The organism is candidate division WOR-3 bacterium (genome assembly GCA_039804165.1).
In the GTDB taxonomy this organism is placed as follows: domain Bacteria; phylum Hydrothermota; class UBA3072; order UBA3072; family UBA3072; genus JAFGHJ01.
The window spans coordinates 1-5,984 of the sequence record JBDRZZ010000047.1 but is presented as its reverse complement, the minus strand read 5'-3'; the positions used below and the strand labels follow the sequence as shown (position 1 = coordinate 5,984).

Here is a 5,984-nt window from a genome sequence, read left to right as displayed (position 1 = left end):
TGTTTTTATTCTCAATATACAGAAAGGAGGTTTTTTTCAATACCTTTTCTTTGAAAAAATACAATCTAAACCCTTACAAATACTAAATTTCCGACTTTTGACACAAAAATTTTGGGGGGTTGTCAGACGGAAGTGTTTGTGTTAGGCAAAAGATAAAACCGGACTTCGCAAAAGATAAAATTAGGCTAAATCATTAAAGTTTTTGCCATATCTTTCTTCTAAAAAGGAGGAAGATATGGGGCCACAACTTCATAAAAGATTTACAGATGACCAGGTAAAAATAATCTTTGATTTATACGAGAAGAGGTTCATAACGCTTCAGCAAGCAATCCAACAATTAGGGTGTAGTAGGGGCAGGTTTTATCAGCTTTTGAAAGAGTATCGAAGAGCTCCCGAGAATTTCACTATTGCATATCTCCGGAACTATTCGGGGCGCAGACTGCCAGAGGAGGTAGACAAAGTAATACGGAAAGAGTTAGAAATAGATAAAAGGCTGATAGAAGATAGAAATACTCCTATCTGGAATTATAATTACTCATCAATAAGAGACGAAGCTGTCCGTCAACTCGGGTATAAGATTTCTGCACAGACTGTTAGAAACAGAGCTAAGGAATGGGGTTATTACCTTCCAAAAGTTCGAAAAGAGAAAAATATATCTCGAGAGGTCATAACCGGAGCTCCGGGTATACTTTTACAACATGATTCTTCTCATCATAAGTGGTCACCTTACGCAAAGAAAAGATGGACTCTTATCACAACATTGGACGATTACAGTCGTTATCTTTTATATGCTAAATTTGTGGATGTAGAGACAACCTGGGACCATATCCAGGCTGTAGAATCAGTAATTTCAAGGTATGAGGTTGGTCTTTCATATTATGTTGATAGCCATTCAATTTTCCGATTTGTTTGTCACAGAGATAGTTTTTGTTACAAACAGGTTAAAGGAACTGACGATGTTCTCACCCAATGGAAGCGGGTTGTAGAAAAGTATGGAATAGAGGTATGGTATGCTTTATCAGCGAAAGCCAAAGGTAAAGTAGAACGGCCTTATCGTTGGCTTCAGGATAGAATTGTCAGAAGATGTGCCAGAGAAGGAATAAAAGAGGCATCCGAGGACGAGATAATACTTGATAAAGAATTATATCGTTATAATGAAGAGCTCCCTTCATAGGACTACTGGAGAGATTCCAGGAATAAGATTAAGAAAAGCTATCAAGACAGGGAAAAGTTGTTTTAAACCTTTAGTTGTTTCTTCCGAATATAAATCAACAAAAGATATATTCTGCCTTCACGAGAAGAGTAGATGGTTATAATAGAATTTTTTGGGATAGTAATAGAATTGATGTGCCTCTTTCATTAGAGCAAGGGACGGAAATAGAGTTACATGTAGTGCCCCACAAAGAGAAAACTGAAGTTCGGTTATGGTATAAAGGAGAAGTCAAAAAGTAGTCCATTTTAAAAATTAGCTCAAATTTTATCGGTCAATATAGTTAATAAATTTAGTCTAATTTTATCTTTGAGTTAACAGGGGAAAGCCAGAGTTATTGACAAAAAAGGCAAAATTCTTATAATTATAAAAAGAATCGTTCAATTTAGGAGCATTTTAAAAAGGAGGGAAAAATGAAAAAATTATTTTATTTGACATTCTTAATGACATTAACGATTAGTTTAAAGTTGTCTTCGCAAGACATTATATCTACAAATGAAGAATATCAATCTTTAGTCGATTCTGGGATGGTCATAATTTATCGTCCACCTAAATTTGTAGGGGCGCTCGCACCTTTGAGCGTCAAGCTTAACGGTGAATTAATAGGACATTTAGCAAACGGGGGAAAAATGAAATTAACTGTTAAAAAAGGGGTAAACTTTTTTCAGTTCGGTTATACTGATTTTAAAATAGATGTTAAAGAGGGCAAAAAATATGCATTGATAGTTGAAGGTAGTTTTTGGAAAGGGATTGATAACCCAAATATAAAACTTGTTGAAGATGAATTATTGATAAATCGGATGATAGAGGATCTCCAAAAAATTAATAGAAAAAATTCAATGTTGTCATTCAGATCGAATCTTCTAATTGTTTCTCCTTTTGAAAGGAAAATATTATATATTCTAACAGAGGAGAGTTGGTTAGAAATCTATGCGCCGGCCTTGGGATTTAATATTGGTTTGCAATGGAATATTACTTCAAATTGGTCGTCATTACTGTTGTTCGAACACTGGGTAATGAATGAGAGCGAGGAAATAGACGGTTCCCTATCAACAGAAAGGTATCTTGGATTATCCTCTTTTAACATAAATGCACTTTATAATCTTGTGGGAGAGGAGGGTATAGCAATGTATTTTGGCGCTGGATTAGGATATAATTTTGCCACATTAGAATACTATTCTAATGTGCCAGGATATCCGTATGTTAACATAAGTGATAGTAAATCTACTATTGGAATAAGTATCTTTTCTGGGATAGATATATATTTTTCAAAATACATAGCGTTTACGATGATCTATAGATTAAACTTTTGTAATATTAGTGATTGGGAAGCAAATTTGGGTTCCCATGCGTTTGTAATGGGTTTAAGATTTGATGTGCCCTCTCGCTAATAAGTTTAACGTCTTCTCGAACATGGTCTTTCGGAAGTCTAGGTTGGGCTTTTTATGGGTTGTCGTATCTCGGGGGGGTTGTTGAAAGATTCTTCTTTCAATAGTTCCGCCGAGATGGGGGAGGGATCTTTTACGGAGCACAAGGTATCTAATAGGAAAAGCGTTTCGGAAGGATAGCGGGCACGGATTCAGAAAACCGAAGGTTTTGAGAAGATCTTACCTGAGAACCGAGCAGGAATTTCCTCGCTGGGAAAATTAACTGCGTTTTTTATCTTCAGATTCTTTGGGCGACCCATTTTTGAGGGGGTTGGGAAGTGAGTCAAAAAATACAGGGGAAGACTATTGCTCCCCTTGTATATAACTATTATACGTATTCTATATTAAGAATAAAAAGACATTTTGTCAAGTTGGTTAAGGATTACAGATTTTACAGGGGCGGTAAAATTCTGAAGAATATCGGCTTCCTTTGGTATATCCTTATTGTTCTTTTTAATTTGTCGGATAAATGTCTTGACTCAGCGAAGCGGGAATATTATAATGTTAGAGTTATAGCTCTTAAAAGGAGGAATATATGAGTATATGTAGAGCATGTTCTGAGAATTCTACTAATAATAATTATACTTTTTACTACGGCAAAAAAATTAAGGAGGAGAGAAAACCTCTGGAAACAAAAACAACATATCTCGTCTTAGGATCTCTCTCCCTCCCGTTGTGCCAAAGATGTGTATGGCGCTATCGTTTTAGCCGATTAGGGATTGGATTTATTTGGATATCAATTGGTTTTTGTATTAAAATCATCGGAGGCTTGATAAACGTGTCAGACCCCTGGGTAAATGATATGTTAGGTTGGGCGCCAAATGCAGGGTTAATTTTTGGTGGGGGGTACTTTTTAAAATCTCTTTTTCTGAGTCAAGAAGTAATGGGAAGTATTTTAGCGGGCAAGATTTCTGAAAAAAGCGGTTTGATAAAGGGAGGAGACATCTGGTGGGCTTCTGATCCACGTAAACGGTAACTTCAGGTATTTTTCTTAGACTAATATAGGCTATCATGAAAAAAGTGAACATTTTAGGGAATAGAATTATGATTATCATTATATCATTAGCGCTATGCTTATTATTGCCTTCGTTAGGTTTTGCGCAGACGGAAGACTCGACAATAACAAAATTATTCAGAGATAGTTACTACGCCATCAAATCTATGCGAAATGCGAATGGGGTGTATATTGATGCTTTGACAGTTGACACAGGCGTTGTTGATAAACCTGGCTGTATTACAGCAAATGGGATAGGCTTAATTTCCCTTTGTATTGCTGATTCAATGTACAAAAAAACCGGCGATTCCATAAATTGGGAATCTGATGCTGAATCTTTAGTAATTAATACTTTATCTACACTTATTGCTTTTAAAGATTCTAATAGGACAAATGTTAAAGGTTTCTTCCCTCATTGGTTCGATGCAGAAAGCGGTAAGAAAGCTCCAGGGTGGGGAATTGAATATAGTACAATCGATAACGCCATCTTTGCTATGGGATTGATATTTTGTAAGAACTATTTTTCAAGTAATATATCAATTGCCAAGAAAGTCGACTCGTTACTAATGGATTTTACGGCTGCAATATCTGAAGACGGGCGTCGTTTATATATGGTTCTGGATTCAAGTGGGAATAGGGTTGAAGGCACTCAGAAAGGACCTTTTAATGAATATATGATTGTTGCTTGGTTGGCAAAAAATGTATCCCCTCAAAATCCTGGTTATACAAAATCACAATTATATTGGAATATCTATTACAGCGATCCGAAAACAGACTCTATTCCAAAGCCTATTTATTGGTACTATGAACTATTATCCGATGGAGGAGGATTTATTTCGCATTTTATTTCCCTGTTTACTTACTATTATTGCCATTATTTTAGAAATAATGATGATTATATGGAATACTTCAGGAATGTACGCGCAGCTGACTCATTATGGTGGACTAAAAGATACCCCGGAATTGATAGTTACGAATGGGGTTTAGGAGCTGGCGAAGATCCAGGGGGCGGTTCTTACTCAGCTAATGCTATTGATAATAATCCGCGAGGGATTGTCTCACCGCACATAATCGCGGGATTTATCCCCGTATATCCACAAAGCAAAAATGATTTGATATCTCTCTACAATAATGTAAGTCCTTCTGTATATAGTCTTCCAGATGATACTTCCAGAAAAGTGTTATGGAGATATAGTCGCGAAGATATCTCTCTAAGATGTCCTTATATTCAGGCAGTCGACTTTTCTACTATGCTATATGGGCTTGCATCATTGCCAGAATATCTGGGTCCCAATTTCTTTGATACTTTTAATAAAATTGATACAATCTTTGGTAATATTGAAACAATCGATGATTCTATTCACGTAGACTTTCGTTTAGAGCAAAATTATCCAAATCCATTCAAATCAGCGACAGTTATTCGTTATTCGCTTCCCCATCGCTGTATAGTTCTATTGGAAATTTTTAACATACTTGGACAGCACATACAGGAACTTGTAAATTCCGAACAAAATGCCGGTTATCAAGAAGTAACTTGGCATCCAAATGTTTCTTCTGGTATTTATTTTTATCGTATTGTAGCTATTTCAACCGACAATCCAAGTGAGCAGTTTGTAGAGAGCAAAGAAATGATATTACTCAGATGATACTCTGTAAATTGTAATCAAAGTAAGAGTAGGGGAGATGTCAAGGGCTCAATTTTGTGTTAAATCCAAAGCACATGGTGGACACTTTGTGGAGGTTTTGGGGATAAAAAGAGTAGATTTAAATATAAATATAAACCTAAAAGAAGTTATGAAAGAGTATAAGGTATTTTGCACAAAAAGAGATAAGATTTATAGAAAAATGAGCGAAATTGTTCTAAATTGTTGGTTAGAAGAATTAAGGAGTTGCAATGATTGTTAAAATAAATATCCTCCTTTTAAAGATGAACAATGAAAGGAAGATATATGTTTTATTATCAATGGGACGAGGTTATAAAAATATGCAACCCTTTGATAAGGTAAAAATTCGTTTTGAGATGGTAAAAAATGCGAAAGAAGAGTCTATAGAGATGTAGCCCGTAATTTTACTACAGGAAGACCTACCGTTTACAAATGGCTTAAAATTTGATAAATGTAGCATAGAAGGCTTATATAACCCTTCCAGAGCTCATCAGGGAGTCCATAATAAGACACCTAAACACATAGAAAAACGCAAAGAGACGGGTAAAATGTCAACAAAGGCATTGGTTAGAGATTTCTAAGTTCCTGTTTCCCATGAAACCGCCAGAAGGATTTTACATGCGAGAGGAATTACCTAGAGAAAAGAGAGAAGGAAAAGGATGGCTTTTAATGCTTTCGAACAGGTAGAA

General features: G+C 35.7%; 7 protein-coding genes. All 7 read left to right on the top strand.

The features are described 5' to 3' along the window. Positions 1–235: 235 nt before the first annotated feature. The 7 genes from ABIN61_09190 (at position 236) to ABIN61_09160 (ending at position 5,690) form a co-directional block, all read left to right on the top strand. A complete protein-coding gene (locus ABIN61_09190) occupies positions 236–1,174 on the top strand; it encodes a hypothetical protein (GenBank protein MEO0294370.1) in 939 nt (312 codons plus the stop codon). A gap of 74 nt (positions 1,175–1,248) precedes the next feature. Next, positions 1,249–1,452, top strand: coding sequence for a hypothetical protein (locus ABIN61_09185; GenBank protein ID MEO0294369.1), 204 nt, complete (start codon positions 1,249–1,251; stop codon positions 1,450–1,452). Between the two features lie 171 nt (positions 1,453–1,623). Continuing rightward, positions 1,624–2,601 carry a hypothetical protein gene (locus ABIN61_09180; protein ID MEO0294368.1) on the top strand — a complete coding sequence of 326 codons (978 nt, stop codon included), beginning with the start codon at positions 1,624–1,626 and terminating at the stop codon, positions 2,599–2,601. A 571-nt stretch (positions 2,602–3,172) separates the two neighbouring features. Continuing rightward, positions 3,173–3,613, top strand: a complete 441-nt coding sequence (locus ABIN61_09175) for a hypothetical protein (GenBank protein MEO0294367.1) — start codon at positions 3,173–3,175, stop codon at positions 3,611–3,613. A 35-nt stretch (positions 3,614–3,648) separates the two neighbouring features. Beyond that, entirely contained in the window at positions 3,649–5,277 is a 1,629-nt protein-coding gene (locus ABIN61_09170; protein MEO0294366.1) for a T9SS type A sorting domain-containing protein, read from the top strand. A 37-nt stretch (positions 5,278–5,314) separates the two neighbouring features. Beyond that, a complete protein-coding gene (locus tag ABIN61_09165; GenBank protein MEO0294365.1) occupies positions 5,315–5,536 on the top strand; it encodes a hypothetical protein in 222 nt (73 codons plus the stop codon). Further along, on the top strand, positions 5,526–5,690 hold the full coding sequence (locus ABIN61_09160) for a hypothetical protein (protein MEO0294364.1): 165 nt from the start codon (positions 5,526–5,528) through the stop codon (positions 5,688–5,690). Before ABIN61_09165 ends, ABIN61_09160 begins: the two co-directional genes overlap by 11 nt. Positions 5,691–5,984: the final 294 nt, after the last annotated feature.